The organism is Streptomyces sp. CA-142005 (assembly GCF_050942335.1).
Lineage (GTDB): Bacteria > Actinomycetota > Actinomycetes > Streptomycetales > Streptomycetaceae > Streptomyces.
Genome location: NZ_CP192078.1, coordinates 8,637,255 through 8,663,897, shown reverse-complemented (window position 1 = coordinate 8,663,897; position 26,643 = coordinate 8,637,255). Strand labels below are relative to the sequence as shown.

General features: G+C 73.8%; 20 protein-coding genes and 1 riboswitch. Of the genes, 5 read left to right on the top strand and 15 right to left on the bottom strand.

The features are described from left to right. Nucleotides 1-4: 4 nt before the first annotated feature. Nucleotides 5-226, bottom strand: coding sequence for a CbtB domain-containing protein (locus ACQPXS_RS39965; protein WP_356313533.1), 222 nt, complete (start codon nt 224-226; stop codon nt 5-7). Nucleotides 227-262: 36 nt separating this feature from the next. After that, a riboswitch (cobalamin riboswitch) is annotated at nt 263-400 on the bottom strand. Between the two features lie 260 nt (nt 401-660). Between ACQPXS_RS39965 and ACQPXS_RS39960 the strand changes: the two genes are divergently transcribed. Next, a complete protein-coding gene (locus ACQPXS_RS39960) occupies nt 661-1,425 on the top strand; it encodes an alpha/beta hydrolase (RefSeq protein ID WP_433454399.1) in 765 nt (254 codons plus the stop codon). Between the two features lie 207 nt (nt 1,426-1,632). On the opposite strand, the gene ACQPXS_RS39955 is transcribed toward ACQPXS_RS39960, so the two are convergent. The 4 genes from ACQPXS_RS39955 to ACQPXS_RS39940 all read right to left on the bottom strand — a co-directional run bounded on the left by ACQPXS_RS39955 (nt 1,633) and on the right by ACQPXS_RS39940 (nt 6,104). After that, a complete protein-coding gene (locus ACQPXS_RS39955) occupies nt 1,633-2,832 on the bottom strand; it encodes a sensor histidine kinase (protein ID WP_433454398.1) in 1,200 nt (399 codons plus the stop codon). A gap of 192 nt (nt 2,833-3,024) precedes the next feature. Next, the gene (locus ACQPXS_RS39950; protein ID WP_433454397.1) at nt 3,025-4,761 is read right to left on the bottom strand and encodes a cation acetate symporter; all 1,737 of its coding nucleotides are present in this window, start codon (nt 4,759-4,761) and stop codon (nt 3,025-3,027) included. A gap of 31 nt (nt 4,762-4,792) precedes the next feature. Then, a complete protein-coding gene (locus tag ACQPXS_RS39945) occupies nt 4,793-5,164 on the bottom strand; it encodes a hypothetical protein (protein ID WP_433454396.1) in 372 nt (123 codons plus the stop codon). Between the two features lie 124 nt (nt 5,165-5,288). After that, entirely contained in the window at nt 5,289-6,104 is an 816-nt protein-coding gene (locus ACQPXS_RS39940; RefSeq protein WP_433454394.1) for a LytR/AlgR family response regulator transcription factor, read from the bottom strand. A 153-nt stretch (nt 6,105-6,257) separates the two neighbouring features. Here ACQPXS_RS39940 and ACQPXS_RS39935 point away from each other — a divergent pair, with 153 nt between their 5' ends. Further along, nucleotides 6,258-7,301, top strand: a complete 1,044-nt coding sequence (locus tag ACQPXS_RS39935; protein ID WP_433454393.1) for a bifunctional class I SAM-dependent methyltransferase/NUDIX hydrolase — start codon at nt 6,258-6,260, stop codon at nt 7,299-7,301. Nucleotides 7,302-7,307: 6 nt separating this feature from the next. Here ACQPXS_RS39935 and ACQPXS_RS39930 read toward each other — a convergent pair whose 3' ends face one another. From ACQPXS_RS39930 to ACQPXS_RS39900, 7 genes are all read right to left on the bottom strand, one after another. Further along, the gene (locus tag ACQPXS_RS39930; RefSeq protein ID WP_433454392.1) at nt 7,308-9,683 is read right to left on the bottom strand and encodes a glycoside hydrolase family 65 protein; all 2,376 of its coding nucleotides are present in this window, start codon (nt 9,681-9,683) and stop codon (nt 7,308-7,310) included. Next, entirely contained in the window at nt 9,680-11,833 is a 2,154-nt protein-coding gene (locus ACQPXS_RS39925; protein WP_433454390.1) for a xanthine dehydrogenase family protein molybdopterin-binding subunit, read from the bottom strand. The genes ACQPXS_RS39930 and ACQPXS_RS39925 overlap by 4 nt, the downstream gene beginning before the upstream one ends. Nucleotides 11,834-11,878: 45 nt before the next feature. After that, on the bottom strand, nt 11,879-12,874 hold the full coding sequence (locus ACQPXS_RS39920) for an FAD binding domain-containing protein (protein ID WP_433454388.1): 996 nt from the start codon (nt 12,872-12,874) through the stop codon (nt 11,879-11,881). Then, entirely contained in the window at nt 12,871-13,410 is a 540-nt protein-coding gene (locus ACQPXS_RS39915; RefSeq protein WP_433454386.1) for a (2Fe-2S)-binding protein, read from the bottom strand. Before ACQPXS_RS39915 ends, ACQPXS_RS39920 begins: the two co-directional genes overlap by 4 nt. Before the next feature lie 94 nt (nt 13,411-13,504). Further along, nucleotides 13,505-15,718, bottom strand: coding sequence for an RICIN domain-containing protein (locus tag ACQPXS_RS39910; protein WP_433454385.1), 2,214 nt, complete (start codon nt 15,716-15,718; stop codon nt 13,505-13,507). Nucleotides 15,719-15,736: 18 nt separating this feature from the next. Next, nucleotides 15,737-17,095, bottom strand: a complete 1,359-nt coding sequence (locus tag ACQPXS_RS39905) for a lectin (RefSeq protein ID WP_433454383.1) — start codon at nt 17,093-17,095, stop codon at nt 15,737-15,739. A gap of 207 nt (nt 17,096-17,302) precedes the next feature. Continuing rightward, a complete protein-coding gene (locus ACQPXS_RS39900) occupies nt 17,303-19,222 on the bottom strand; it encodes an ABC transporter ATP-binding protein (protein WP_433456167.1) in 1,920 nt (639 codons plus the stop codon). 96 nt (nt 19,223-19,318) lie between these two features. Here ACQPXS_RS39900 and ACQPXS_RS39895 point away from each other — a divergent pair, with 96 nt between their 5' ends. After that, the gene (locus ACQPXS_RS39895) at nt 19,319-20,293 is read left to right on the top strand and encodes a lysylphosphatidylglycerol synthase transmembrane domain-containing protein (protein WP_433454382.1); all 975 of its coding nucleotides are present in this window, start codon (nt 19,319-19,321) and stop codon (nt 20,291-20,293) included. Nucleotides 20,294-20,333: 40 nt separating this feature from the next. Beyond that, nucleotides 20,334-21,098, top strand: a complete 765-nt coding sequence (locus tag ACQPXS_RS39890; RefSeq protein ID WP_433454381.1) for a crotonase/enoyl-CoA hydratase family protein — start codon at nt 20,334-20,336, stop codon at nt 21,096-21,098. A 32-nt stretch (nt 21,099-21,130) separates the two neighbouring features. Here the strand turns inward: ACQPXS_RS39890 and ACQPXS_RS39885 are convergent, their stop codons facing one another. Genes ACQPXS_RS39885 through ACQPXS_RS39875 form a run of 3 tightly spaced genes read right to left on the bottom strand, consistent with a single transcriptional unit; the run spans nt 21,131 to nt 25,400 of the window. Then, on the bottom strand, nt 21,131-22,498 hold the full coding sequence (locus tag ACQPXS_RS39885; RefSeq protein WP_433454379.1) for an FAD-dependent oxidoreductase: 1,368 nt from the start codon (nt 22,496-22,498) through the stop codon (nt 21,131-21,133). Further along, the gene (locus ACQPXS_RS39880) at nt 22,495-23,973 is read right to left on the bottom strand and encodes an FAD-dependent oxidoreductase (protein ID WP_433454378.1); all 1,479 of its coding nucleotides are present in this window, start codon (nt 23,971-23,973) and stop codon (nt 22,495-22,497) included. Before ACQPXS_RS39880 ends, ACQPXS_RS39885 begins: the two co-directional genes overlap by 4 nt. Then, complete coding sequence (locus tag ACQPXS_RS39875) at nt 23,970-25,400, bottom strand: FGGY family carbohydrate kinase (protein WP_433454377.1); 1,431 nt, start codon at nt 25,398-25,400, stop codon at nt 23,970-23,972. Before ACQPXS_RS39875 ends, ACQPXS_RS39880 begins: the two co-directional genes overlap by 4 nt. A 251-nt stretch (nt 25,401-25,651) precedes the next feature. Between ACQPXS_RS39875 and ACQPXS_RS39870 the strand changes: the two genes are divergently transcribed. Continuing rightward, complete coding sequence (locus ACQPXS_RS39870; RefSeq protein WP_433454376.1) at nt 25,652-26,638, top strand: hypothetical protein; 987 nt, start codon at nt 25,652-25,654, stop codon at nt 26,636-26,638. The last annotated feature ends 5 nt before the right edge of the window (nt 26,639-26,643 follow it).

Sequence of the window (26,643 nt, the reverse complement as noted above, 5' to 3'; positions counted from 1 at the left end):
CGCGTCAGTGGCAGGGGAAGCCCAGCAGGTGGCGGGCGTCGTGCACCCACTCGTGGACGCCCGTGCCGTTGAGCACGGAGGTGGCGCCCTGCTCGGCGCCGACGAAGTAGAGCAGGACCAGCATGAGGATGCCGAAGAAGACCGCCCAGGGAGCAATCGCCTTCAGCGGCAGCTTGGCGGGAACGGCGGGGGTGGTGGCTGTCGGCTGAACGACGGTCTGCGCCATGGCAGGACCTCCTCTGGGAGTTCGCGTCCCATCTCGGTGGTGCACAGGACGACGGCCACGGGTCTGACTCACGAGCCCCTTGCGGGCCCGCATACAGTGGCGCGACCGTGCCGGATTCCCACCGGCTTCCGTTTCGCCGTCATCGATATCGGACCGACCGTACCGCGTGACGCGCGCATGGCCAAGACCGCCTCCCACCCGAGTGATCTTCCTCTCCCACCAGGTGGGACGGCAGGAGACAGGCGGGGAAAAAGAGTTGGGCGGCTGATTGCCCGTCCGGTAGCTTGCAGTCGACCGTGCACCAGGCCGAGGAGGTGAGACCCATGAACGCTGTATTCGTGTGGGTGCTCCCCCTCGTCGTCACGGTCGGGCGATCGACGTAGGTGTCGCCGGGAGCGCCTCGAGGACAAGGCACTCCCGAAAGGCAACACGCCATGGAATCTTTGAAGTTCACCACCGAGTCGTCCTTCAACGGCATGAGGGAACGCGAGTTCACCGTGGGCCGGGTCACCGGTGTCCTCTGGTCGCCCGCATCCGGCGCGGACCGTGCGCCCCTGGTCCTGCTGGGCCACGGCGGCGGCAACCACAAGAAGCATCCGGCGATGGCGGGCCGGGCCGAACTCCTGGTGACCGGCTGCGGCTTCCACGTGGCCTGCATCGACGCGCCCGGTCACGGCGACCGGCCGCGTACGGCGCACGACGAGCGGGAGATCGCCGAGCTGTTCCGGGCCAGGGCGGCGGGCGAGCCGGAAGGCCCGATCGTCGTCCGCTACAACGCCCACCTCGCGGAGCTCGCCGTGCCCGAGTGGCAGGCGACCCTGGACGCCCTCCAGGAGCTCGCGGAAATCGGCGCCGGCGGGCCGGTCGGCTACTTCGGCATCAACATGGGCACCGCGATCGGCGTGCCGCTGGTGGCGGCCGAACCCCGGATCACGGCCGCGGTCTTCGGCCAGCACTGGCCCGACGCCCTGGCGGAGAAGGCGAAGCGGATCACCATCCCGATCGAGTACGCCATGCAGTGGGACGACGAGCACATCCCGCGCGAGGCCGGGCTCGCGCTGTTCGACGCCTTCGCCTCGAAGGAGAAGACCCTGCACGCCAACGCGGGCAAGCACAAGGAGCTCCCCCGGTTCGAGGCCGCCAGCGCGGTCCGGTTCTTCGCCCGGCATCTCGGCCGAGCGGCCACCGTGCCGGCCTGACATGAGCGTTCGCGGCGCCCGGCCCGCCGGTCGGGCGCCGCCGGCGCGGCCCGATTCCACGTCCCGACTGCCGTGAGCCAGAGGCCCGTTGCCGGCCGTAAACGGGTGCGGGCCGTCGGCCCGTGGTCGCCGATGCCGGTGCCGTGGCCGCCTACAGGTCGGCCGGCTTCCAGCCGCTCCCTGCGGTCCGGGACCGCCGCCGGGACGCTAGGCCGTGAATCCCGTGGGCCGGGCCCGGATGCCGGGGCGGAACTTCGGGACGCGGAGGGTGATCTTCGTGCCCGCCCCGACGCCGGTCTCGATGACGAGGCCGTGGTCGTCGCCGTAGACCTGGCGGAGCCGGCGGTCGACGTTGTTCAGGCCGATGCCGGTGGCGGGGCCGGCCGTGCCGCGCAGGATCGCGCGCAGGCGTTCCGGTTCCATGCCGATGCCGTCGTCCTCGATGACGACCCGGGCCTCGGCGCCCTCGTCCTCCGCGATGATCGTGACGCTGATGCGCTCCACGGCCCCCTCCAGGCCGTGCTTGAGGGCGTTCTCGACGAGGGGCTGCAGACACAGGAACGGCAGCGTCACGGGCAGCACCTCGGGGGCGATGCGCAGGGTGACCTTCAGACGCCGGCCGAAGCGGGCGCGGGCGAGTTCCAGGTACTGCTCTATGGAGCGCAGCTCCTCGGCGAGGGTGGTGAAGTCGCCACCGCGGCGGAAGGAGTAGCGGGTGAAGTCGGCGAATTCCTGGAGGAGTTCACGGGCGCGCTCGGGGTCGGTACGGACGAAGGAGGCGATGCTCGCGAGGGAGTTGTAGATGAAGTGCGGGGAGATCTGGGCGCGCAGGGCCCGCACCTCCGCCTCGTGGGCGCTGGTGCGGGCCCGGTCGAGTCCGGCGAGCTCGAGTTCCAGGGAGAGCCGGCGGGCCGCTTCCTCGCCGGCCCGGACCAGAGCGGTGGACTCGTCGGCGGCGAGCACGACGAGGGCCACGGGGGCGCTGCCGTCGACGGGAAGCGGCACCAGGGCGCCCCAGCGGACGGGGCAGCCGGTGTCGTCGCAGGACAGCGGGAACGTCCGGGCGCGGGGCGGGTGGGCGAGCTGTGCCGTCACCTGCGCGCGGTGGTGTTCGCCGGCGCCGTCCCAGGCGAGCACGGTGGTGCCGTCGGTGAGGGCGAGGGCGGGGGCGCCGAGCAGGGGGCGCAGCCTGCGGACCGTCTTGCGGGCGGTGTCCGGGGTGAGCCCGGCGCGCAGAGGTGCCGCGGCGAGCGCTGCGGTGTGGAGGCCATGGGCCAGGGCGCGCGCCCCCTCGTGGTGGGCCGAGTGCTCCTGCTGCCGGCGCGCCGCCCCGTGCCCGAGGGCGGCACCGAGCACGAACAGCGCGAGCCCCGCGAGAACGAGCGCCGCGGTTCCGAGGACGGTCATCGGCGCCGCGGGGTGGGACCGGCGGGGTGGGTGGTGGAGTGCCGGGGCAGGTCGCGGACCGTGGCGTGCCTGGTCCGCCCCGAGCCTCCGCTGCGCCGTCGGCCGGCATACGCGCAGGCGGCGCCGTCGGGGCGGCCGGCGGGCGCCGGAGGTCGTCTGGCTGTGTCGCTGGTCTGCACAACGGCTCCTCGGTCAGGTCGTCGCCGGTCCGGGGCGGGCGGGGGCCGGGGGTTCGGGCAGGTGGAGGCGGGCCATGGTGGCGGCGGTGCCGGGTGGGACACGGCCGCGGGTGGCCAGGGAGATCAGAACCATCGTGGCGAAGCCCACGGGGACGGACCACACCGCGGGCCAGGCCAGCAGGGTGTGCGCCCAGCCGGAGCGAGCGCCGCCGACGATGGTGGCCGTCACGGCGGTGAGCGCCGAGCCGCCGCCGAGGACGAGTCCGGCGATCGCGCCCGGCGGGGTCAGGCCGCGCCACCAGATGCCCAGGACGAGCAGCGGGCAGAAGGAGGACGCGGAGACGGCGAAGGCGAGTCCGACCGCGTCGGCCACGGGCAGATCGCTGACCACGGCGGCGGCGGCGGTCGGCACCGCGATCGCGGGCAGCGTGGCGAGCCGGAAGTGACGGACGCCGAGCGTGGGCACGACGTCCTGGGCGAGGACACCCGCGACGGACATCGTGAGCCCGGACGCCGTGGAGAGGAACGCCGCGCAGGCGCCGCCGGCGACCAGCGCGCCGAGCAGGTCCCCGGCGACCCCGCCGAGCAGCCGCTGCGGCAGGACGAGTACCGCCGCGTCGGTGTCGCCGGTCAGCAGCAGGTCGGGGGCGTACAGGCGGCCGAGCATGCCGTACAGGGGGATGAGGAGATAGAACGCGCCGAGCAGGGCGAGCACGCTCACGGTGGTGCGGCGGGCGGCGCGGCCGTCGGGGTTGGTGTAGAAGCGGACGACGACGTGCGGCAGGCCCATGGTGCCGAGGAAGGTGGCGAGGATCAGCCCGTAGGTGGCGTACAGGCCGTGCTGTTCGCGCTCGGAGGACAGTGGCTCGGCCCAGCTGGAGGGCGCGGCGCGGTCGGCTGCCCGGTCCGGCAGCGGGACGCGGGCGCCGGCCGGGAAGCGCAGGGCGGTCTGCGCGCCGATCCGGTGCCGGCCCTCGCCGAGCCGCAGCGAATCCCCGTGCACCGCCCGGCCGTCGACGGTGCCGGACGCGGTGACCCGGACCGGCTCGCGCACGGTGAACGTGAGGGGCCGGTCGACGCGCACCTCGGTGGAGCGGTGGAAGACCGGCCGGTCGTCCCAGGCGGGTGCCGGGGCGTTGTCACCGCGCCAGGCGAGCAGCAGGAACACCACGGGCACCAGCAGAGCGGTGAGTTTCAGCCAGTACTGGAAGGCCTGGACGAAGGTGATACTGCGCATCCCGCCGGCGGCAACGGCCGCGGTCACCACGGCGGCGACGACCAGACCGCCGAGCCAGCCGGGCGCGCCGGTGAGCAGCCGCAGGGTCAGGCCGGCGCCGCGCAGCTGGGGCAGCAGGTAGAGCCAGCCGATGCCGACGACCAGTACACCGGCGATCCGCCGCACCGCGCGGGACTCCAGCCGGGCCTCGGCGAAGTCGGGCAGGGTGTAGGCGCCGGAGCGGCGCAGCGGGGCGGCGACGAAGGCCAGCAGGACCAGGAAGCCGGCGGTGTAGCCGATGGGGAACCACAGCATGTCGACGCCCTGGGCGAGGACGAGTCCGGCGACGCCGAGGAAGGAGGCGGCGGACAGGTACTCGCCGCTGACCGCGCAGGCGTTGAGCCGGGGGGCGACGGTGCGGGAGGCGACGTAGAAGTCGGAGGTGGTGCGGGAGATGCGCAGCCCGAGCGCGCCGACGAGGACCGTGGCGAGGATCACGGCCGTCACGCCCACGATGCCGTACGTCTGGTTCACCGGCCGGCCCCGGCGGGAAGTCGGCGCATGGTCAGGGGCGTTCCGCGGGGGCGTCGGCGGCCGGGCCGGTCTCGTTGCGCTCGGCGCGGCGGACGTACCAGGCGCCGATGGCCAGCAGGGCGGGGTACGGCGCAACGCCCAGGAGGAGCCAGACGGCGAGGGGGACGCGGGGTGCGGTGTCGGCGAACGGCAGGATGCGCAGGAGCACGGGGAGCAGGCCCAGCAGGACGGCGAGGAGGGCCGTGGTGATGAGGGCGGCCTTCAGCTGACGTCGTATCAACCGCTCCGGGTACACCTCGGACCCGGGCTGTGGCGAGGGCGTCGTGCGGGGTGTGGCCGTACCGCCAAAGGGGCGCGGGCGTCCGGTGACCACCTCTCTGCGAGGGACGGATTCCGCACCCATGACGCACTCCCGACGCAGCGGTGATCACCTCGTGCTGCGGCGAGTGTACGCAGCGCGCCCCCGCCGAGACAGCGGGTGGACGAGAATCGCCACAGGTCCGTCACCCGGCGACCGCTCGGGTCGCTCAACCTGCCCTGCCCGCAGCGTGTTTGGCCAGCAGGTCCCGTAGTTCCCGGGCGTTGCGCCGGCTCACGGCGAGGACGCGGTCGCCGATCCGTACGGTCACGTTGCCGCCGTCCAGGCGGAGTTCCTCGATGCGCCCGAGTGCGACGAGCCGGCTGCGGTGGATGCGCACGAACCCGCGTGCGCGCCACTGTTCCTCCAGGGCGGACAGCGCGACGCGCACCAGGTGGCTGCCGTGCGGGGTGTGCAGGCGCGCGTAGTCGCCCTGGGCCTCGACGTAGGTGATGTCGGCGATGGGCACGAACCGGGTCACTCCGCCCAGTTCGACGGGGACCTGATCGCCGAAGGCGGGCGGTTGCCCGGGCGCGGTCGCGGCGGGGGCGGCGGCCGGCCGGGGGCCCTGCCCGGCCCGGACGAGTTCGGCGACCCGGCGCACGGCCTCGGCGAAGCGCTCCTTGCGCAGGGGCTTGAGCAGGTAGTCGACGGCCTTGAGGTCGAAGGCGCGGACCGCGAAGTCGTCGTGGGCGGTGACGAAGACGATCAGCGGCGGCGCGGCGAACGCGCCCAGCAGGCGGGCGAGTTCGAGGCCGTCGAGTCCCGGCATGTTGATGTCGAGGAAGACGACGTCGACGGCTTCCTCGCCGTCCGGGCCGTCCGCCATGGCCCGGCCGAGCCGGCGCAGTGCCTCGGTGGGTCCCGCCGCGGGTACCACGGTGCCGACCCGGGGATCGCGCTTCAGGAGGTACAGCAGTTCCTCGAGCGCGGGCTCCTCGTCGTCCACCGCCAGCACACGCAAGGGAGCGTCGGTGGCGCTCATCTCCGCTGTCTCCTTCCCGTTTTCCACCACTTACCCGGTGCATGGTGGCCTTCCCGGCCGTCCACGTCGATACGCGGACGCGGGTGGTGTACGACGGCCGGGGCCGGGCGAGGATCCCGGAGTCCGGGGAGACGATCAGGCCGAGGAGGCGCGGTGGAATGCGTGCGGCGCGAGCAGTGGGACGCTCACTACGCGGGCGGCGGCCGGTTCCGTGAGCTGGGGCCGGCCGAGCGGCGGCTGCTGGCGGAGCACGTCCCGGCGCCGGCCGGCGGCCTCGCCCTGGACATCGGCTGCGGACTCGGCGAACTCGCCCGCCATCTGGCCGGATCCGGCTACCGGGTGGACGCCGTCGACTGGTCCGAGGCCGCGCTCACGCAGGCCCGGCGCACCGACGCGGCCGGCGTGACGTACCGCCGCCTGGACATCGAGCGGGACGACCTCGACCGGCTTCCGCACCCCGCCTACGACTTGATCACCGTCCGTCTCGGCTGGGCCTTCGTCCGCGACCGCACCCGGGTGCTCAACCGGCTGCGCGAGCGGCTGCGCCCGGGCGGGGCGCTGTGTGTGATCACGCCGGTCGCGGACGCGGTGCCGGACGAGCGGCGCGGCATCGCCCTGGACGAGCGGGAGATCGCCCTGCTCCGCACCGGCTGGACGTCCGCCGGCCGCCACGACGCCGACGGCCTGGCGCTGCTCGTCCTGCGCGGCCCCTCCCCCACCGCACCGGGGTACGCCGGCAAGGGCCGCCCCGCGCCGCACGCCCTGACCGGCGCCGGAGTCGTCGTCACCGACCGGGCGGGGCGGGTGCTGCTGGGCTGGTCGGTGCGGGGCGTCTGGGAGTTGCCCGGCGGCAAGAACGACGCGGACGAGGACTTCGCCGCGGCGGACGTCCGCGAGCTGGAGGAGGAGACGTCCCTGAAGGCCGACCCGGCGGAGGCGCGGGTGCGGGCGATCCTGGTGGACTCCGTGCACGGCATCCCCCGGGTGACCGCGGCCGTCCGGGTGAGCGCCTTCACCGGCGAACCCCTCGTCACCGAACCGCGGCTGATCCACCGCTGGGAGTGGCACGACGTCGACGACCTGCCGTTGCTCGGCGGGCCGTTGTTCACGCCGAGCGCTCATGTCCTGGACGTCATGTGGCCCGGTCTGCTGCCGGGGCTCCCGCCCGTCCACCGGTACCCGGTGGCGGACGGCTGAGCGGCGTCACTCCGGGACCACCAGCCGGGCCGCCTCCCCGGGGCCCACCGGGACCACCCGGTCGCGCAGGCAGACGTCGATGGGGGCGCGGTCGGAGTCCGGTACGGCGATCTCCAGCAGGCCGCTGCGCAGGTGCAGATGGACGCCCCAGTGGCCGTGGTAGCGGATGGCGAAGCCGTAGGAGGAGAGTTCGGGGAGCGGGACGGGGTCGAGGCACAGGGCGCCGTCGCGGGTCTCCAGGCCGGTCAGTCCGCGCTGGACGAGGTCGAGGGTGCCGGCCATGGCGCCGAGGTGGATGCCCTCGCCGGTGGTGCCGCCCTGCAGGTCGGCGATGTCGCCGCGCAGCGCCTCCTGGACGAAGGCCCAGGCGTCGGCGCGGCGGGCACGGGTGAGGATCCAGCCGTGCACCAGGCCGCTGAGGGTGGAGCCGTGGCTGGTGCGGTGCAGATAGTGGTCGACGGTCGCGGTCCAGGTCCGTTCGTCCAGGCGGTGGCCCAACCGGTCGAAGAGGGACCGGAGTTCGGCAACCGAGAAGAGATAGCCCAGCATGAGGACGTCGGCCTGCTTGGACGCCTTGTAGCGGTTCACGCTGTCGCCCTCGGCCTCCAGGATCCGGTCGAGGCGGCGGATGTCCTCGTACCGCTTGCGGTAGTCGTCCCAGTCGAGCTCGGCGAGGTCGCCGTAGCCCTCGAACTGGCTGATCACCCCGTCGTGGAAGGGGATGTGGAGGGTGCGGGAGATCTCCTCCCAGTGGGCGGGCTCGTCCTCGTCCAGGCCGATGCTCTCGGTGAGTTCGCGGCGGCGCGGCTCGGGCAGGGTGCTCAGCAGGTCCAGGGTGCGGGCGAGCACCCAGGCGGCGGTGACGTTGGTGTACGCGTTGTCGTCCAGTCCCGGCCGGGGCGCGCCGGGGTAGGCGTCGTGGTACTCGTCGGGGCCCATCACGCCCCGGATGCGGTACCGGCCGAGGCGGTCGTCGTAACCGGCCGAGTCCGCCCAGAAGCGCGCGATCTGCAGCAGCATCTCGGCGCCCTCGCCGTGCAGGAAGTCGGTGTCCCCGGTGGCCTCGCAGTACTGCCAGATGTTGTAGGCCACAGCCGAACCGACGTGGTGCTGGAGCCGGGAGTGGTCCGGCACCCAGCGGCCGGAGCGGGGGTTGAGGTGGAGTTCCGGGGCCTCCTCGCGGCCGTCGCTGCCGCTCTGCCACGGGTAGAGCGCGCCGCGCCGGCCGAGTTCGCCGGCCGCGTGGCAGGCGGCGTCGAGACGCCGGTGCCGGTAGTGGAGCAGGGCCCGGGCGACCTCGGGGAGGTGCAGGTTGAGGTAGGGCAGGACGAAGAGTTCGTCCCAGAAGACATGACCGCGGTAGGCCTCGCCGTGCAGTCCGCGGGCGGGGACACCGGCGTCGAGGTCGGCCGTGTGCGGCGAGAGGGTCTGCAGCACGTGGAACAGGTGCAGCCGCAGGATGCTGCCCGCCTCCCCGGGCACCTCCAGCGCGGTGCGCCGCCACAGCTGCTCCCAGGCCGCGGTGTGCGTCTCCAGCAGGGCGTCGAAGCCGGGGGCGGCGCCGACGCGCTCGACGGCCGCGTCCAGCGGGTCACCGATGGCGGGGTCGTGCGAGGTGTGCAGCGCGACCGTCTTATCGACGGTGATGGTACGGCCGGGTGTCAGGCGCAGCTTCACGTGCTGGACGGCGCGCAGGGCTTCGTGGGCCGTCGCCACCGGTGCGTCGGTGGCCAGCCGGGCGGCCAGGGCGCATTCGATACGGGAGGTGCGGGTGTGGCAGCGCAGCCACATCGCGCCGTGTGCGGCGAGACCGGTCCGGATCTGGGTGAGGTGCCGGCCGTCCAGGTCCCGGTAGCGGGCCACGCCGGAGTTGGTGACGCGTCCGTCCAGCGCGGCCTCGACCTCCAGCTCGGTGCCCTGGCCTTCGACGGTGAACTCGGTGCGCAGAGCACCGATATGACGGTCCGCCAGGTGGACCAGGCGGAGCTGGCGCACATGGAGCGTGGCGCCGCCCTCAAGGCCGTAGCTGGTGCGGCGTTCCAACAGGCCGGGGTCGAGATGGAGGGTCAGATAGTGCTCGGTGACGGGGTCGGAGTCCGGGGTGAGCCAGGCGGCGCCCGCCGGGCGGAAGCGCAGCGGCAGCCAGTTGGGGAGGTTGACCATGTCCTCGTGCTCGACCCGGCGTCCGGCGACCTCGGAGGTGAGCCGGTTGTAGCAGCCGGCCACGTAGGTGCCCGGGTAGTGGACGTCGTCGGCGGTGCACTCGGGCAGGGCCCCGCGCGTGGCGAAGTACCCGTTGCCCAGGGTGCACAGCGACTCCCGCAGGCGCTCCTCCTCGGGCCGGTAGCCTTCGTACTCCCAGGTCGGTCCCGTCACGGTCATCCCTCGGACAGCAGGCCGGTGAGGATCCGGTCGGGGGTGAGGGGCAGTTCGCGGTAGCGGATGCCGGTGGCGTGGTGGACGGCGTTGCCGATGGCGGCCGCGGTGCCGACGATGCCGATCTCGCCGATGCCCTTGCTGCCCATGGGGTTGAGGTGCGGGTCGTCCTCGTCGATCCAGTCGGCCTCGATGTCGGGGACGTCCGCGTGCGCGGGCACGTGGTAGGAGGCGAGGTCCGCCTCGGTGAAGTCTCCGAAGGCGCGGTCCATCGTGCTGTGCTCGGTGAGGGCCATGCCGAGGCCCATGGTCATGCCGCCGGTGAACTGGGAGCGTGCGGTGCGGGCGTTGAGGATCCGCCCGGCGGCGAAGACGCCGAGCAGCCGCCGTACCCGCGTCTCGCCGGTGACGGTGTCGACGGCGACCTCGGCGAAGTGGGCCCCGAAGGCGTGCCGGGCGTAGGGGCTGTCGGCGTCGGCCCGCCCAGCGGTGTCGGCATGGGTCTCGATGCCGTCGGCGGGCAGCGGCCCGGTGTGCGCGGCGAGCCGGGACATGAGGTCGGCGCACGCGTCGTGCACGGCCCAGCCCCAGGAGGCGGTGCCCATGGAGCCGCCGGCCAGCCAGGCCGACGGCAGGTCGCTGTGCCCGATCTCGGTGCGGACCCGGTCCAGGGGCGCGCCGAGGGCGTCGGCGGCGATCTGGGCGAGGACGGTACGGGCTCCGGTGCCGATGTCGGTCGCGTTGATCCGGACGGCGAAGGTGCCGTCGGGCAGGGCCCGGGCGGTCGCGGTGGCCGGGACGGCGGCGGCCGGGTAGGTGGCCGCGGCCACGCCGGTGCCGATGAGCAGCGGGCCCTCGCGGCGAATGCCGGGACGTCGATCGCGGCCGTCCCAGCCGAAGCGGCGGGCGCCCTCGCGCAGGCATTCCACGAGGTGCCGGCTGCTGAACGGTTTGCCGCTGCCGGGCTCGCGCTCGGGTTCGTTGCGCACGCGCAGTTCCACCGGGTCCATGCCGAGGGCGTCGGCGAGTTCGTCCACGGCCGACTCCAGGGCGTACATGCCGGGCGCCTCGCCGGGGGCGCGCATCCAGGACGGGCTGGGCACGTCGAGCGGGACCACCCGGTGGGTGCTGAGCAGGGCCGGGGCGGCGTACATGACGCGGGCGGGCACCGCGGCCTGCTCGACGAACTCCTTCACCCGGGAGGTGTGGGTGGTCACCTCGTGCAGCACGGCAGCGAGCCGGCCGTCCGCGTGCGCGCCGAGGCGCAGCCGCTGCACGGTGGGGGCGCGGTGGCCGACGGTGGTGGGCAGATGACGGCGGGGGTAGGCGAGGGTGACGGGCCGGCCGGTGCGCCGGGCCGCCATCGTGGCGAGGACGACGTCGGGGCGCGGGGTGCCCTTGGAGCCGAAGCCGCCGCCGACGTGCTCGGTGACGACGGTGATGCGGTCCTCGGGCAGCTCGAACAGCTGGGCGAGGACCTCCCGCACGGTCGTACCGCCCTGGCTGGAGGTGTACACGGTGAGCCGGTCCCCGTCCCAGTGGGCCGTGCTGGCGTGCGGCTCCATGGGGTGATTGTGCAGCGGCGGCACCCGGTAGGTGGTGTCGACCCGGACCTCGGCGGCGGCGTAGGCGGACTCCGGGTCACCGTGCTCGATGCGGCCGGGATAGCCGGCGTTGGCCTCCTCCGGCTCGTAGGCGTGCGGGTGCCCGGGGTGCAGATCGACGTCGTGGGGTTCGGCCGTGTAGGTGACGCGTACCGCCCGGGCGGCCGCTCGGGCCGTCTCCAGGGTGTCGGCGACGGCCAGGGCCACGCACCAGCCCCGGTGCGGCACGTGCGGGCCCTGGAGCACGGCGAGCGTGGCGTCCTCGGGTGCGGCGAGGCGTGGGGCGTCGTCGGGGGTGAGCACGGCGAGGACGCCGGGCAGGGCGAGGGCGGCCGAGGTGTCGACGGCGGTCACCCGGCCGCGCGCGATCGCGGCCGGCACGGGCCAGGCGTGGGCACGGCCGGGCAGGCTGTACTCGGCGGCGTAACGGGCGACGCCGGTGACCTTCTGCAGCCCTTCCCGGCGCTCGGCGGGCGCGCCCAGGGCGCTGCCGTGGGCCGTGTCGAGGCTGTCGCGGTGGTCTGCGGCAGTGCCCGGGGAGTTGCCGGTCATGGGTTCCTCCTGCTCTGCCTGCTCCGCTCGCTCCTCCTGCGCGGCTCAGGCCACCGCCGGGGCCGGGGCGAGACGGTTCAGGACGTCCAGGGCGAGATTGCGGGCGAGGGGCACCTTGTAGGCGTTGTCCCGCAGCGGCTCGGCGTGCGCGAGTTCCAGCTCCACGGCTCCCTCGAAGGCCGCGGGGGTCGCGGGAGCGCCCAGCAGGGCCAGCTCGGTGTGCCGGGCTCGCCAGGGCCGGTGGGCGAGCCCGCCGAAGGCGACCCCCGCGTGGTCGACGACGCCGTCCGCGATCCGCAGCACGACGGCCACGGACGCGAGGGCGAAGGCGTACGACGCCCGGTCGCGGGCCTTGCGGTAGGCGGATGGGACGCCGGCGGTGGCCGACGGGAGCAGCACACCGGTGATCAGTTCGCCGGGGCAGATCCACGTGTCCCGGTCTGGATGCTCGCCGGGCAGCCGGTGGAACTCGGCCGCCGGAAGCCGCCGGGTGCCCTCGGTGCCGTACAGCTCGACCTGGGCGTCCAGCGCGGCGAGGGCGACGGCCATGTCGGACGGGTTGGTGGCGATGCAGTGCTCCGAGTGCCCGAGGACGGCGTGGTCGCGATGGACGCCGCCCCGGGCGCCGCAGCCGCTGCCGGGCTCGCGTTTGTTGCAGGGTTTGTCCAGGTCCTGGAAGTAGGGGCAGCGGGTGCGCTGGAGCAGGTTGCCGCCGGTGGTGGCGGCGTTGCGCAACTGCCCGGAGGCGCCCGAGAGGAGCGCCTGGGACAGCGCCGGGTAGCGGTCGCGGACGCGGGGGTCGGCGGCCAGGTCGCTGTTGCGGACGGTGGCGCCGACGCGCAGGGAGCCGTCGGGCAGCTCCTCGATGCCGGCCAGCGGCAGCCGGCCCACGTCGATGAGCAGGGCGGGCCGCTCGACGCCGAGTTTCATCAGGTCGACCAGGTTGGTGCCGCCGGCCAGATAGCGGGCGCCGGGATGGGCGGCGTACGCCTCGACGGCCTCCTGGACGCTGCCGGGCCTGAGGTATCCGAAGCCGTTCACCGGATCACGTCCTCCACCGCCTCGACGATGCGCGGGTAGGCGCCGCAGCGGCACAGGTTGCCGCTCAGACGCTCGCGGATCTCGGGCCGGTCCAGCGGGACGGGCCGGCCGGAGGGGGCCGCGGGGTCGGTGACGTGGGAGGGGTGGCCGGCGGCGGCCTCGGCGAGCATGCCGACGGCGGAGCAGATCTGCCCCGGGGTGCAGTAGCCGCACTGGAAGGCGTCGCGGTCGAGGAAGGCCCGCTGCAGCGGGTGCGGCCCCTCGCCGTCGCCGCCGAGGCCCTCGATCGTGGTGATATCGCTGCCGTCGAGGGCGACCGCGAGCAGCAGGCAGCTGTTGAGGCGACGGCCGTCGGCCAGCACGGTGCAGGCACCGCACTGGCCGTGGTCGCAGCCCTTCTTCGCCCCGGTGAGGCCGAGGTCCTCGCGGAGCAGGTCCAGCAGGACACGCCGGTGGTCGACGTGCAGGGTGTGGGGCTTCCCGTTGACCCGGAGGGTGATCTCCGACGCGGGAGAGAGCTGGTTTTCTCTGGTCATGGCAGGAGTGGCCTTCCGGACGGGCCCTGGTGTCCGTCCAGTCCGCGTATCCACGCGGCGGTGCCTCACACGTCCGGCAGGCCACGCCCTTCGCTCACGGGTAGCGGACGAGGTCCGCGACGTTGGCCGAGGAGTTCGACGGTCCTCCGGTGTTGTTGATGACGTGACTGATGGTGCCGGTGCCGCCGAGGGAGACGGTGACCATGCTGGTGAAGCGGACGTTCGGGTTGTCCGGCACCTCGAAGGCACGGTCGGCGGTCACGCTCGGGTTGACGTTGAAGTAGCAGTAGCTGCCGAGGCCGTACGCCTGGTGGCTGGTGACCGAGTCGGCGACCTTGTAGGCGGCGTAGCCCTTCGTGGAGCCGTTCATCCAGGCGGACTGGTTCGGCGGGTCGTACGGCATCTCGTTCTGGAAGAAGTAGGTGCGGCCGCCGTTGCCGTTCCAGATCACCTGGTACTTCTGGAAGTGCTCCACGAACAGGCCGTACATCGTCACGTCGTCGCCGTTGACGACGAGTCCGGTGTCGGCGGTGTTGCTGGTCCAGCCGACGCCGCTGCCGTGGTCGGCGCGCCAGATCCACATGTGGTCGCCGATGACGTTCCTGCTGTTCACGACGAGGCTGGTGGCCGCCTTGCCGACGCCGGCGCCGCCGATGCGGACGTAGACGTCGTGCAGGGAGGTCGGGTCGGCCGCGTGGGAGGCGGTGGAGCCGGCCGGCCCGACCTCGACCAGGGTCTTCGAGCTGGTGGTGCCGGCGTCGAAGAGCAGGCCCGCGATCTTGACGCCGTCGACGTCGGCGACGCTCATCGCGGTGATGCCGTTGTCCGGGACGAAGGTGGCGAGCCCGACGCCGAGGACGATCGTGTCGGGGCGGGTCACCTTCAGGGTCTGGTCGAGGTGGTAGACGCCTGGCGTGACGAGCAGGTTCTGGCCTGCCGCGAGGGCCGCGTTGATCTGTGCGGCGGTGGCGCCGGGCTTGACGACGTAGAACTGGCTGAGCGGCAGCGAGGTGCCCTGCGGGCTGCCGCTCGTCCAGCTGGTGCCCGTGGTGTTGGAGCGCACGGACGGCACGAACACCTGGTAGGTGCCGGAACCGTCCACGTAGAGGAACGGCTTCTCACGGGTGACCGGGCTCTGGGCGACGGTGGTGTACGGCGGGTTGGGGAAGCTGGTGGACGGGACGCCCTGGCTGCCGGTGAACACCATGTTCCAGTTGGACCCCGTCCAGCTGCCGAGCTGGGAGTTGCGGGTCAGCCACTGCTGCTGCGAGCCGGAGTTGACCTGTCCGTCCACCTTGCTGTCGGCGAGGTAGCCTCCGGAGGACCAGCCGCCGTCGTCCAGGGTGAGGTTGCCCCGCAGATGCATCCGCCGGTACGGCGCCGCCTGCGAGACCGCCCAGCGGTCGCTGCCGCCGGCCGGGTTGACCGAGAGATTCTCGGCGCCGCGCCAGAAGTTCTGCGTGGCGTTGCCCTGGAACCAGTCGGCCTCGGCGTGCACGGCACCGTTGATCGACACCGCGTCCGGGGTCAGGCCGAGCCCCAGCACCTGGGTGTAGAAGCCGACGTTGACGTCCGCGCTGTAGGCGCCGGGCTTGAACAGGACGGCGTAGCGCTGGGTGCCGAACTGGTTGGTCTCCTGCTGTTTGAAGATCGTGTCCAGCCTGCTCTGGATGGTGGACGACGACATCGACGGGTCGAAGACGACGACGTTGGGCCCGAGGTCCGGGTTGCCGCTCGGCTGGGTCACCGGAACCACCTGGAAGCGCTGGGCTGCGGTGCCGTTGCAGGTGTACTGCACGAACTGCACGCTGTCGGCCGTCGAGGCACCGGGGTCGTCCAGGCACTTGCCGCTGTTCTTGTTGACGAAGTGGAAGGCGCCGCCGCCGTCGTCCACGGCCTGCCACTGCTGGTTGGCGCCGCCGCCGTAACTCCACAGATGCACCGGCGCGTTGTCGGCCGTGGACACGTCGCTGACGTCGACGACCTGGTTGGTGTCGTTGCGGTTGTCGATGTGGACGTAGCCGCTGCCGGCGTCGGTGAAGCTCCACTGCTGGGCGTTCGTGCCGTTGCAGGTGTACTGCTGGACGGCGGTGCCGTTCGCGGTGGCGGCGGCCTTGGCGTCGAGGCACTTGCCGCTCGCGGCGTTGACGACCGTCGCGAAGCCGGTGGGCAGGGCGGCGGCCTGGGCAGTGGCGGCGTGCGCGGGCCCGGCACCGAGCAGGGGTGTCGGCGCGGTGGTGAGCAGGGCGGCGGCCGCTGCCGCGACGAGGGCGACGGCGGTTGGTCTGCGGCGTGAGAGAGGAAGCACGGGTTCTCCTGCGGGGGCTCAGCCGGTGTAGGCGGCGAAGACGCGGGTGTAGTCCCAGTCGGACTGGTTCACGCCGGAGCAGCTGTCGGCGGGGCCGCCGGTGCAGGGCCGGTCGCGGTTGGCGGACCAGAAGGTGAGCCGGGCGAGGTGGTGCGCCTGTGCGTAGGCCAGGATGGTCCGGAAGTCGTTCACCGTGACGGTCTCGTTGTTGTCGGTGATGCCGTTCATGGACGAGATGCCCATGTCCCGGTAGGCCTGGTCGTCGCTGTAGTGATAGGCGTTCTTCAGCGCGTTCTTCAGGCCCTCGGCGGCCTGCGTGGTGAGGTTGCCCATGTTCTGTCCGGCGCCGCCGAAGTCGAACGGCATGATGGCCCAGGCGTCCACGGTCAGCCCGGAGGACGCGGCCCGGTCGATGAGGCTGGTGTCGGGCCCGCTCTGCCCGGTGCCGATGGTGATGTACACCTTCAGGCCCGGGTTGCCGGCCTTGACGGTCTTCAGCGCGTCCACGGTCCGCTGCTGCACGGTGCCGTTGCTGTAGGCGTCGGCCTCGATGTCGATGTCGATCGCCTTCAGGCCGTAGGCGTTGATGACCTTCTGGTAGGCCGCCGCCAGCTCGCTCGCGCTGGAGCAGGAGCTCTCCAGCTTGTTGCCGCTGTAACCGCCGAAGGACGGGATGACGTCACCGCCGCCTGCCCGCACGGTGTTGACGGTCTGCTGGTCGACCCCGCCGGTCAGCGGGCGGCTGCCGTCCCACTGCGGGTTGCAGTAGCCGTTGCTGAGCACGAAGGCGAGGGTGAACCACTTCACGCCCGTGGCCTGGGTGATGGTGGACGGGTTGGGCGGGCTGCCCCAGCCGTTGTAGAGGTACGGCGCGACGGCCATCGGCGCCGACGGGGTGCCGTCGCCCCCGCTCGCGGGCGCGTTCCACTTCTGGTTGGCGCCGCCGGTGCAGCTCCAGATCTGTGTCCGGGTGCCGTTGGCGGAGTTGTTGTCGGTGACGTCCAGGCACTTGTTCGCCTGCGGGTTGACGATGTCGTGGGCGGCGGTGACGGTCCACTTCTGGTTGGCGCCGCCGGTGCAGCTCCACAGCTGCACCTTGGCGCCGTCGGCGGTCGAATTGCCGGTCACGTCGAGGCACTTGCCGAGGGCGCGGATGGTGCCGTCGGTGCCGACCGTCCACTGCTGGGCGTTGGTGCCGTTGCAGTCGTAGAGCTGGACGGGCGTGCCGTCGGCCGAGTTGGCCCCGGCGACGTCGAGACACTTGCCGGCGAGCCCGGTGATGGCTCCGGTCGCGGCCTGGGCCGGGGAAGCGGTGAGCAGTCCGGCGGAGAGTGCCATTACGGCGAGGGAGACTGCTGCGGGGAGGGGTCTGGCCATGTGCGGGGGCGGCCTTTCACGTGGGGGGATGCGGCCCAACACCCGTGAGTAAGATGGGCGTTGGGGTGTCCGCAGGCTTTGTTTAAGGCGTGAAACTAAAGGTCCGGACCAGTGGAGTCAAGTGGTACGGCAGTAACTCGCCACGCACGCCCGGGCGTCGGGGCGCCGAACACCGCGGTGCCCTCCGCCGACCCGCCCCCTCACCCCCTACGCCAGCTCAACCGCCTCGCCCAGCGCGTCCGTCGCCTCCGGCGGTGCGGTCAGGGCAGCCTCCCGCCCCGCGAACTGGGTCCGGTACAGCTCCGCGTACCGGCCCTCCCTCGCCAGCAGTTCCTCGTGCGTGCCGCGCTCCACGATCCGGCCGGACTCCACGACGAGGATCTGGTCGGCGGTGCGGATCGTGGACAGGCGGTGGGCGATGACCACGGCGGTACGGCCCTCCAGGGCCTCGGTGAGGGCTTCCTGGACGGCCGCCTCGGAGGTGTTGTCCAGGTGGGCGGTGGCCTCGTCCAGGATGACCACGCGCTGGCGGGCCAGCAGCAGCCGGGCGATGGTCATCCGCTGGCGTTCACCGCCGGAGAGCCGGTAGCCGCGCTCGCCGACCACCGTGTCCAGGCCGTCGGGCAGGGACCGTACGACCTCGGCCAGGCGGGCACGGCCCAGCGCGTCCCAGAGGTCGTCGTCCGTCGCCTCCGGGCGGGCCAGCAGGAGGTTGGCGCGGACGGTGTCGTGGAAGAGGTGGCCGTCCTGGGTGACCATGCCGAGCGTGCCGCGCAGGGAGGCGGCGGTCAGGTCGCGGACGTCGACGCCCCCGATGCGGACCGCGCCCGCGTCGACGTCGTACAGGCGCGGCAGCAGCTGGGCGATGGTGGACTTGCCGGCGCCGGAGGAGCCGACGAGGGCGACGGTCTGGCCGGGTTCGGCGCGGAAGGAGATGCCGTGCAGGACCTCGGAGCCGCCGCGGGTGTCGAGGGCGGCGACCTCCTCCAGGGAGGCGAGGGAGACCTGGTCGGCCGAGGGGTACGAGAAGCGGACGTCCTCGAACTCGACGGCGACCGGGCCCCCGGGGACTTCGCGGGCGTCCGGCTTCTCCTCGATCAGCGGCTCGAGGTCCAGCACCTCGAAGACCCGCTCGAAGCTCACGAGCGCGCTCATCACCTCGACCCGGGCTCCGGCCAGCGCGGTCAGCGGGGCGTACAGGCGGGTCAGCAGCAGGGCGAGGGAGACGACCGCGCCCGCCTGCAGGGTGCCGTGCAGCGCGAACCAGCCGCCGAGGCCGTAGACGAGGGCCAGCGCGAGGGCGGAGACCAGGGTGAGGGAGGTGATGAAGACGGACTGGGCCGTGGCCGTGCGGACGCCGATGTCACGGACCCGGGCGGCGCGGGCCGCGAACTCCGCCGACTCCTCCTCCGGGCGGCCGAACAGCTTGACCAGGGTGGCGCCGGGCGCGGAGAAGCGCTCGGTCATCCGGGTGCCCATGGCCGCGTTCAGCGCCGCCGCCTCGCGCTGCATGCGTGCCATCCGGCTGCCCATGCGGCGGGCCGGCAGCACGAACACCGGCAGCAGCACCAGCGCGAGCAGGGTGATCTGCCAGGACAGGGTGAGCATCACCGCGAGGGTGAGCAGCAGGGTGACCAGGTTGCTGACCACGCCGGACAGGGTGTTGGCGAAGGCCCGCTGGGCGCCGATCACGTCGTTGTTGAGACGGCTGACCAGCGCGCCCGTACGAGTCCGTGTGAAGAACGCGACGGGCATGCGCTGCACATGATCGAACACAGCCGTTCTGAGGTCGAGGATGAGTCCCTCCCCGAGCGTCGCCGACAGGCGCCGGCCGAGGATGCCCAGCCCCGCCTCCGCGAGGGCGACGAGCGCGATGAGCAGGGAGAGCCGGACCACCGTGCCGGAGTCGTGCCCCGCCACGATCGCGTCGACGACGCGGCCGGCGAGCACGGGGGTGGCCACGGCGAGCAGCGCGGTCACCACCCCGAGCACCACGAACCGGACGATGCCCGCGCGGTGCGGGCGGGCGAAGGCGGCGATACGGCGCAGCGTGACGCGGGCGAACGGACGGCGCTCGGCCTGTGCCGTCATGACACTGTGCAGCTGCATCCACGCGGTGGTCTCCATGCTCATGGAAGAGAACGTAGAACCTCAAGCTTCGTTGAGGTCAATGTTTCCGTCTTTTCACCCGCCGTTGGTACGGCACGGAAAAGCTCTGCCGATGTGACTGCCGTCCCGCTTCCCCCACCTCGCCGGGGACGACTCCCCCGTCGCGTCCCCGTACGCCAGGTGCTGTGCCTGGTGCCGCTCGCGCTCGTCGCCGTCGTCGCCGTACGGAACCGCTCCCTGCTCGCCGAGGGCTTCGGCCAGCTGCGCGGCGCGTCCTGGCCGTGGCTGCTCGCGGCGGCCGGCGCCACCTGCCTGACCTGGGTGGCCGCCGCGTTCACCCGCCAGGGCGCGGTGGTGCAGCCGCTGCCGAAGGCACGGCTGCTGGCCACCCAGTTCGCGGCGGCCTCGGCCAACCATCTGCTGCCCACCGGACTGGGTGCGGGCGCGGTGAACCTGCGCTTCATGACCGTGTGCGGGGTGCCGCTCGCCCGCTCCTCGGCCGCGCTCGCCCTGTACCTGCTGGCCGAGTCCGTGGGCCGGCTCGGTCTGCTGTCCGTGCTGCTGCTGGCCTTCCCCGACGCGCTGCGGCTCGGCCCCCTGCTGCCGGACGGCTCGGCCGTGCCGCTGCTGCTGGGCGCGGCCGGCCTGCTGGCGGTGGTGGCGGCCGTCGTGGCCCTGGTACGACCGCTGCGCACCCGCGTGCACGCGTTCGTCCGGGACGCCCTCGGCGAGGCGCGGTCGGTGCACACCCGGCCGGTCCGCGCCCTGGCCCTGTGGGGCGGCTCGCTGGCCTTCCCCGCGCTGCAGGCGGCCGGTCTCGCCGCGGTCGGCCAGGCGCTGCGGCTGCCGGTGCCGGTGGCGCACATGGCGCTCGCCTATCTCGCGGCGACCGTCGCGGTGGCGCTGGTCCCCACACCGGGCGGCCTGGGCTCGGTCGAGGCGGCCCTGATCGTGGCCCTGGTCGCGGTGGGCGGCCCGGCCGCGGTGGCCACCGCGGTGGTCCTCGCCTACCGGATCATCACCGTGTGGGTGCCGCTGCTGCCGGGGGCGCTGACCCTGGGGGCGCTGGTCCGGTTCAAGGTCATCTGAGGCAGAGTGGCCTTCCCGACCAGAACGAGGAGGGCTTCCCATGCCGGTCCGCGTGGAGCGCACGGAGTACGTCACCACGATCGTCCTCTCCCGGCCTCGGGCCCGCAACGCGGTGGACGGTCCCACGGCCGCCGAACTCGCCGATGCCTTCCGTGACTTCGAGGCCGACGACGGTGCCCGGGTCGCGGTGCTGTGGGGCGAGGGCGGCACGTTCTGCGCGGGGGCGGACCTGAAGGCGATCGGTACCGAGCGCGGCAACCGCGTGGCCGAGGACGGTGACGGCCCGATGGGGCCGACCCGGATGCGGCTGTCGAAGCCGGTGATCGCGGCGGTGGCCGGGCACGCGGTCGCGGGCGGCCTCGAACTCGCCCTCTGGTGCGATCTGCGGGTGGTGGAGGAGGACGCCGTGTTCGGGGTGTTCTGCCGCCGCTGGGGCGTGCCGCTGATCGACGGCGGCACGGTACGGCTGCCCCGGCTGATCGGCACCGGCCGGGCCATGGACATGATCCTCACCGGCCGCCCGGTACCGGCCCGCGAGGCGTACGAGATGGGGCTCGCCAACCGCGTGGTGCCGACGGGGCGCGCCCGCCCCGAGGCCGAGGCGCTGGCGGCGGACATCGCCCGCTTCCCGCAGGCCTGCCTGCGCAGCGACCGCGCGTCGGTCCTCGACCAGGAGGGGCTGGACGAGGAGACCGCCCTGCGCGGTGAGCTCCGGTACGGACTGGGCGTGCTGGCGCAGAGCGCGGAGGGTGCCGCACGGTTCGCCTCCGGCTCCGGCCGGCACGGGTCGTTCACCGATCTTTGAGCGGTCGCGCACGGCAGGGGCGGCCGCCCCGCTCAGCCCACGCTCACCCGTACCTCGCCGCCCTTCGGGTCGACCCGGCCCGTCCAGCGTGCGGTGAGGGTCAGGGTGCGGTTCGGCAGGGCGGTGCCGAGGCCCGGCCGCTCCCGGTGCAGGAGGCGGCCGTCCTGATGGACCAGGAGGACCGGGCGGGTCAGCGGGGCGGCTGTGCGCAGGAAGTGGCGGGCGGGCGGGTCGGCCGGGGTGATGCGGTTCGGGGCGATCCAGCGCAGCGGAGCGTCGACGGCGAGCGGGACTCCGGGATCCGGCCAGGGGGCGCCCGCCAGGAAGTCCAGGACGGCACCGGCCACTCGCGCGCCCTCGTCGGCGGCCGTGCCGGCCCGCTCGACGGCGTGCAGGACGTTGCCGGCGGCGAAGACGCCGGGGCGTGAGGTGTGCAGGGCGCCGTCGACGGCGGGGCCGCGGGTGCCGGGGTCCAGGGCGAGGGCGCCGCGGCGGGCGAGTTCGTGGTCGGGGACGAAGTCGCCGGTGAACACGACGGTGTCGCAGGCCAGTACGGCCGTGCGGCCGTCGCGACGGCGCACGCGGACCCCGGACAGGCGGCCGTGGCCGAGGAGTTCGGCGACCGTGGTGTGCGTCAGCAGCGGAATGCGGTCGCGCAACCGGACCGACCGAGCACGGGCCCGGCCGGTCTGGGCCCGCGGGTGTTCCGTGACCAGCGCGACGACCTCGGCGCCGGCCGCGCGCACGGTGGCGGCCGCCGCGTAGGAGACGTCCTCGGCGCCGACGACGACCGCGCGGGTGCCGATCCGCTGCCCGAACAGATGGACCGCCTGCTGGAGTTCGCCCGTGGTGAGGACACCGGCCGGGCGGGTACCGGGCACCAGCCGGGCGGTGCGCGGGCGTTCCCGGGCACCGGTCGCGAGGACGACCGCCCGCGCCTCGACGATCTCCGGTCCGCCGGGTCCGACGGCGGTGAGCACCGTACCGGTACGGGGTCCGAGGCCACCGGACACCGGACCGCCACCGGGGCCGTCGGGGGCCGAGGGGTTCGCAGCGCCCGGCCCCGCGCCGCGGGCGCCTGCCGTCCCCGCGTCCGTGGCTTCCGTGTTGGCCGACGGCCCGGCCGCCACCCAGTCCAGGACCGTCACCCCGGTCCGGATCACCGCGCCCGCCCGCACGGCGGCCTCTGTGAGCAGCCGGGCGTATCCGGGGCCGGTCAGCGGACGCGTCCACGTGCCGAAGCCGCCGTGTGCGCAGTGCCGTGGGACCCCGCCCGGCTCGGCCTCCCGCTCCAGGACCTCCACGCGCCCGGCCCCGGAGGCGGCCAGCCGTGCGGCGGCCGCGAGTCCGGCGGGGCCGGCACCGACGACGAGGACGTCGACACGGCGTACGTCCGTCATGGCCGCCCCCTCCCGAACGGCTTCCCGCGCCGCACCGGTTCCCCGCCGGCCGGCTGCCCTGCCACCGACTCGCCCTCGGGACAGCCCCGTTCGAACAGCTCCCGCACCGCCGCCCCGCAGTAGAACCCCTGACACCGGCCCGCCCGGGCCCGGGTGCGGCGGCGCAGACCCTCCAGGGTGCGGGGCGGGATCGTACCCGCGAGGGCGTCCCGGATCTCGCCGCGGGAGACGCGCTCGCAGTGGCACACGAGGGTGCCGTACTCGGGGTCGGCGGCGATGAGTTCGGGCCGCTGGTAGGAGCGCGGGAAGGCCTCGCCGAGGTTGGGCATGGCCACCGGCTCCGGCTCGCGCTCCGGGCCGAGGTCGAGCCCGTTCCCGGCCAGCAGGCCGGTGACGTGCGCGGCGATGGCCATGGACGCGGTCAGTCCGGTGGAGCGGATGCCGCCGACGGTGACGTACGCCTGCTCGGGGTGGGCGGCGATGCGATAGTCCTCCTGCCCGGTGGCCGCGCGCAGCCCGGCGTAGACGGCGGTGACCTCCTCGTCCAGGAGGGCGGGCAGGATACGGCGGCCCTTGGCCCTCAGGCCGGCCAGTCCGTCGGCGGTGGAGCCGGTGGCCCGCTTGTCGTCCAGGTCCTCGGCGGTGGGTCCCAGCAGCACGTTGCCGTAGACGGTCGGCGCGACCAGGACGCCCTTGCCGAGCGCGGTCGGGACGGGCAGCAGGATGTGCCGGACGAGCGGGCGGGCGAACTTGTCGTACACCAGGAGCTGGCCGCGGCGCGGGGTGACGGTGAAGTCCTCGTGGCCGAGCAGCCGGTCGACGGTGTCGGCGTGGAGGCCGGCCGCGTTGACCAGGTGGCGGGCGCGGAGGGTCCCACGGGAGGTGGTCAGACGGTGACCGTCCCGCCAACTCGCCTGCTTCACGGTGGTGTTCAGGTGCAGGTCCACTCCGGCGCGGACCGCCTGGGTGGCGTACGCCAGGGTCGTCGTCCAGGGGCAGATGATGCTCTCGCCGGGCACGTGCAGGGCGCCGAGCGCTCCGGGGCCGAGGTGGGGCTCGCGGGTGTAGAGCTCGCCGGCATCCAGCCGGCGCGTCTCGTGGTAGCCGTTGCGCTCGGCCTTCGCGGCCAGCCGGGGCAGGGCGGCGAGCTGCTCCTCGTCCCAGGCGACCAGCAGGGCGCCGACGCGTTCGACGGGGATGCCGGACTCGGCCGCGTAGGCGCCGAGCCGGTCGTAGCCCTCGCGGACCAGCCGGGCCTCCAGGGTTCCGGGGGCCGCGTCGAAACCGGTGTGCAGGATCGCCGTGTTGGCCTTGGAGGTGCCCTGCCCCACGTCGTCCCGGGCCTCGACCAGGGCGACGCGCAGGCGGGGGTGGCGGGCGAGTTCCCGGGCGATGGCGCAGCCGACGACCCCGGCGCCGACGATCACGACGTCGTACGTCCGTGTGGGCAGCGGGCCGTCCGCGGTGACGGTCATGAGCCGAGCAGGGCCGCTACGGCGGCGCGGAAGCCGGCGCGGCGTTCGGCGGCCTGGTCGGCGGTGATGCGGGGTTCGTACACGGCGGCGGGTTTCCAGTCGGGCAGGGCCTGTTCCACGCTCAGGGTACGGTCCGCGCCGAGGCGGGCGAGAGCGGCCGCACCGAGTGCGGTCGCGTCGGGCAGCGCGGACACCTCGACGGCGCGTTGCAGCAGGTCGGCCTGGGCCTGCATGAGCAGGGCCGAGCGGGTCAGGCCGCCGTCGACGCGGAGCGTGTCCAGCGGGGCGCCGAGGTCGGCGGCGGCCGCGTCGGCGAGTTCGCCGACCTGGGCGGCGATGCCTTCGCACAGGGCGCGCACCAGGTGGCCGGGGCCGGTGTCGAGGCCGAGTCCGGTGAGCGAGCCGCGCAGGTCGCCGCGCCACCAGGGGGCGGCGAGACCGGCGAGGGCGGGGACGAAGGTGACGCCACCGCTGTCGGGGACGGCGCCGCCGACGGCGTCGAGGTCGGCGGCGGAGGAGAGGACGCCCAGGTCGCAGAGCCAGCGGACGGCGGAGGCCGCGGTGTAGACCTGGCCGTCCAGGCAGTAGGCGGTGGTTCCGGCGAGCCGCCAGGCCACGCAGCTGACCAAGCCGGAGGCAGCGCGCCGGGGCCGGTGGCCGGTGTGCGCGAGCAGGAACGCGCCGGTGCCGTAGGTGCACTTGGCGGCGCCGGGCGCGGTGACCCGCTGGGCGAGCAGGGCGGCCTGCTGGTCGACGATCAGCCCGGTGAGCGGGATCTCGCGGCCGAACGCCGTGGTGGTGCCGATGGGCTGGGCGTTGTCGGCCGGCCGCGGGAGCCGCTCGTCCGTGAGGCCGAACATCTCCAGCGCCCTCGGCGACCACTGCGCGCGGTCCAGATCGAGGAGCTGGGTACGGCCGGCGGTGGCGGCGTCGGTGGCGAAGGCGCCGGTGAGGCGGTGGACCAGCCAGGCGTCGGAGGTGGTGACGACACCCTCGCGGGTGAGGTGGCGGCGGATCCAGGCCATCTTGGGCGCGGCGAAGTACGGGTCGAGGGGCAGCCCCGTCAGCGAGCGCAATTCCTCTGCGTGCTCGGCGAGTTCGGTGCACACGGTCTCGGCGCGCCGGTCCTGCCACACCAGGGCGTCGGTGAGCGGGCGGCCGTCGGCCGGGTCCCAGGCGAGGACGGTCTCGCCCTGGTTGGCCAGGCCCAGCGCCACGACGTCCTCGCCGGCCTCGGCGAGCGCCTGCCGGCCGGCGTCGACCACGGAGTCGTACAGCCCGGCCGGGTCCACCTCGACCCGTCCGCCGGGCAGATGGCGAGGGCGGACCTCGGCGAACCCGGATCCCAGGACGCCGCGTTCCGGGCAGACCACGAGGGCCTTGGTGCCGGACGTGCCCTGGTCGACGGCGAGCACCGGACCCGTCATCGCGCCCTGCCCCACTGCGCACCGAAGATCACCGCGCCAGCCTGCCGCCGCGGCGGGACGGCGTCAAGCACCCTCGTGTTTCCAACTGGGCTGAATAAGTGGTTGAGTTGGCAAGAATGGCAAGGCGGAACCCGCGCCTCTATAGTGACCGCCGACCGGCACCCCACCCCTCGATCGCCGCCCACAGGAGGGCTGTTGTCACGCCGCCCCGCCAGTTCGCCCGCGCGCCAGTGGCCCGGGGCAGACGGCTGATGGCCAGAGAAGGACCCCGTCCCTCCTACGACCCCGCCGGCCCCGACCACGCCCTGCGCGCCACCCTCCAGGACCTGCGCACCGGCCGCTGGATGGCCATGCGCACGCTGCTCGCGGACACCCCGCCCGGCCGGCAGTGGACGCAGCGCACCCAGGTCCTCGCGACGGCCGCCGCCGGCACCGACGTGGTGCGCGCCTGGCTCACGGAGGAGCCGGACAGCGTCCACGCCGCGGTGATGCAGGCGCGGGTCGGCGTGGAGCGGGCACTGCGCGCCCAGCGCGAACGGCACCGTCGTACCCACGAGTTGTGGATCGAGGCCTGGGACGCCGCCCAGTCCGCCACCGGGATCGCCCCGAAGGACCCGGTGCCCTGGGTGTGTCTGCTGGCGCTGGCCCAGCTGGATCCGGAGCAGCGCTGGGAGGAGCACCGGGTGCCCGCGCCGGAGCCGACGCTGCCGCCGGGCCCCTGGGGTCTGCTGGCCGAGGCCGGGCGGCGCGACCCGTACAACCGCGAGGCCCACCACCGGATGCTCCAGTTCCTGTACGCGCGCGGCGGCTCCGGGCGGATCGCGGAGGCCGCCGCATACGCCCAGTGGGCCGCCGCGCAGGCCCCGCCGGGCTCGGCGCTGCACGTGCTGCCGCTGTACGTCCGCGTCGAGCGCTACCGGCGCGACAGCGGGTACGACGCGGCGCTCGATCTGCACTGGGTGGCGGAGGACGCGACCCGGGAGGCGCGGCGCGCCCTGCACTCCTGGTTCGAGCGGACCGAGCGCGACGAACGCTCCCTGCCGGACCTCAACCACCTGGCCCACGCCCTGTGGGGAGCGCTTCAATTCCCAGACGCAGCACGGGTGTTCGACGCCATCGGACCGTATTTCACGCCCCCGCCCTGGATGTACCGCACGCCCGACCGCGACCGTGCCGTGGAGGTCTTCGTCCAGGCCCGGGACCGCAGCCGGGCGGCCGCGGACGGCTCCCGCACCTGAACGGC

What these genes read in the sequence shown, in the direction of transcription:
- ACQPXS_RS39965 (WP_356313533.1), bottom strand. Translation starts at nt 226, where the DNA reads ATGGCGCAGACCGTCGTTCAGCCGACAGCCACCACCCCCGCCGTTCCC.
- ACQPXS_RS39960 (WP_433454399.1), top strand. Translation starts at nt 661, where the DNA reads ATGGAATCTTTGAAGTTCACCACCGAGTCGTCCTTCAACGGCATGAGG.
- ACQPXS_RS39955 (WP_433454398.1), bottom strand. Translation starts at nt 2,832, where the DNA reads ATGACCGTCCTCGGAACCGCGGCGCTCGTTCTCGCGGGGCTCGCGCTG.
- ACQPXS_RS39945 (WP_433454396.1), bottom strand. Translation starts at nt 5,164, where the DNA reads ATGGGTGCGGAATCCGTCCCTCGCAGAGAGGTGGTCACCGGACGCCCG.
- ACQPXS_RS39940 (WP_433454394.1), bottom strand. Translation starts at nt 6,104, where the DNA reads ATGAGCGCCACCGACGCTCCCTTGCGTGTGCTGGCGGTGGACGACGAG.
- ACQPXS_RS39930 (WP_433454392.1), bottom strand. Translation starts at nt 9,683, where the DNA reads ATGACCGTGACGGGACCGACCTGGGAGTACGAAGGCTACCGGCCCGAG.
- ACQPXS_RS39925 (WP_433454390.1), bottom strand. Translation starts at nt 11,833, where the DNA reads ATGACCGGCAACTCCCCGGGCACTGCCGCAGACCACCGCGACAGCCTC.
- ACQPXS_RS39915 (WP_433454386.1), bottom strand. Translation starts at nt 13,410, where the DNA reads ATGACCAGAGAAAACCAGCTCTCTCCCGCGTCGGAGATCACCCTCCGG.
- ACQPXS_RS39905 (WP_433454383.1), bottom strand. Translation starts at nt 17,095, where the DNA reads ATGGCCAGACCCCTCCCCGCAGCAGTCTCCCTCGCCGTAATGGCACTC.
- ACQPXS_RS39900 (WP_433456167.1), bottom strand. Translation starts at nt 19,222, where the DNA reads ATGGAGACCACCGCGTGGATGCAGCTGCACAGTGTCATGACGGCACAG.
- ACQPXS_RS39890 (WP_433454381.1), top strand. Translation starts at nt 20,334, where the DNA reads ATGCCGGTCCGCGTGGAGCGCACGGAGTACGTCACCACGATCGTCCTC.
- ACQPXS_RS39885 (WP_433454379.1), bottom strand. Translation starts at nt 22,498, where the DNA reads ATGACGGACGTACGCCGTGTCGACGTCCTCGTCGTCGGTGCCGGCCCC.
- ACQPXS_RS39880 (WP_433454378.1), bottom strand. Translation starts at nt 23,973, where the DNA reads ATGACCGTCACCGCGGACGGCCCGCTGCCCACACGGACGTACGACGTC.
- ACQPXS_RS39875 (WP_433454377.1), bottom strand. Translation starts at nt 25,400, where the DNA reads ATGACGGGTCCGGTGCTCGCCGTCGACCAGGGCACGTCCGGCACCAAG.
- ACQPXS_RS39870 (WP_433454376.1), top strand. Translation starts at nt 25,652, where the DNA reads ATGGCCAGAGAAGGACCCCGTCCCTCCTACGACCCCGCCGGCCCCGAC.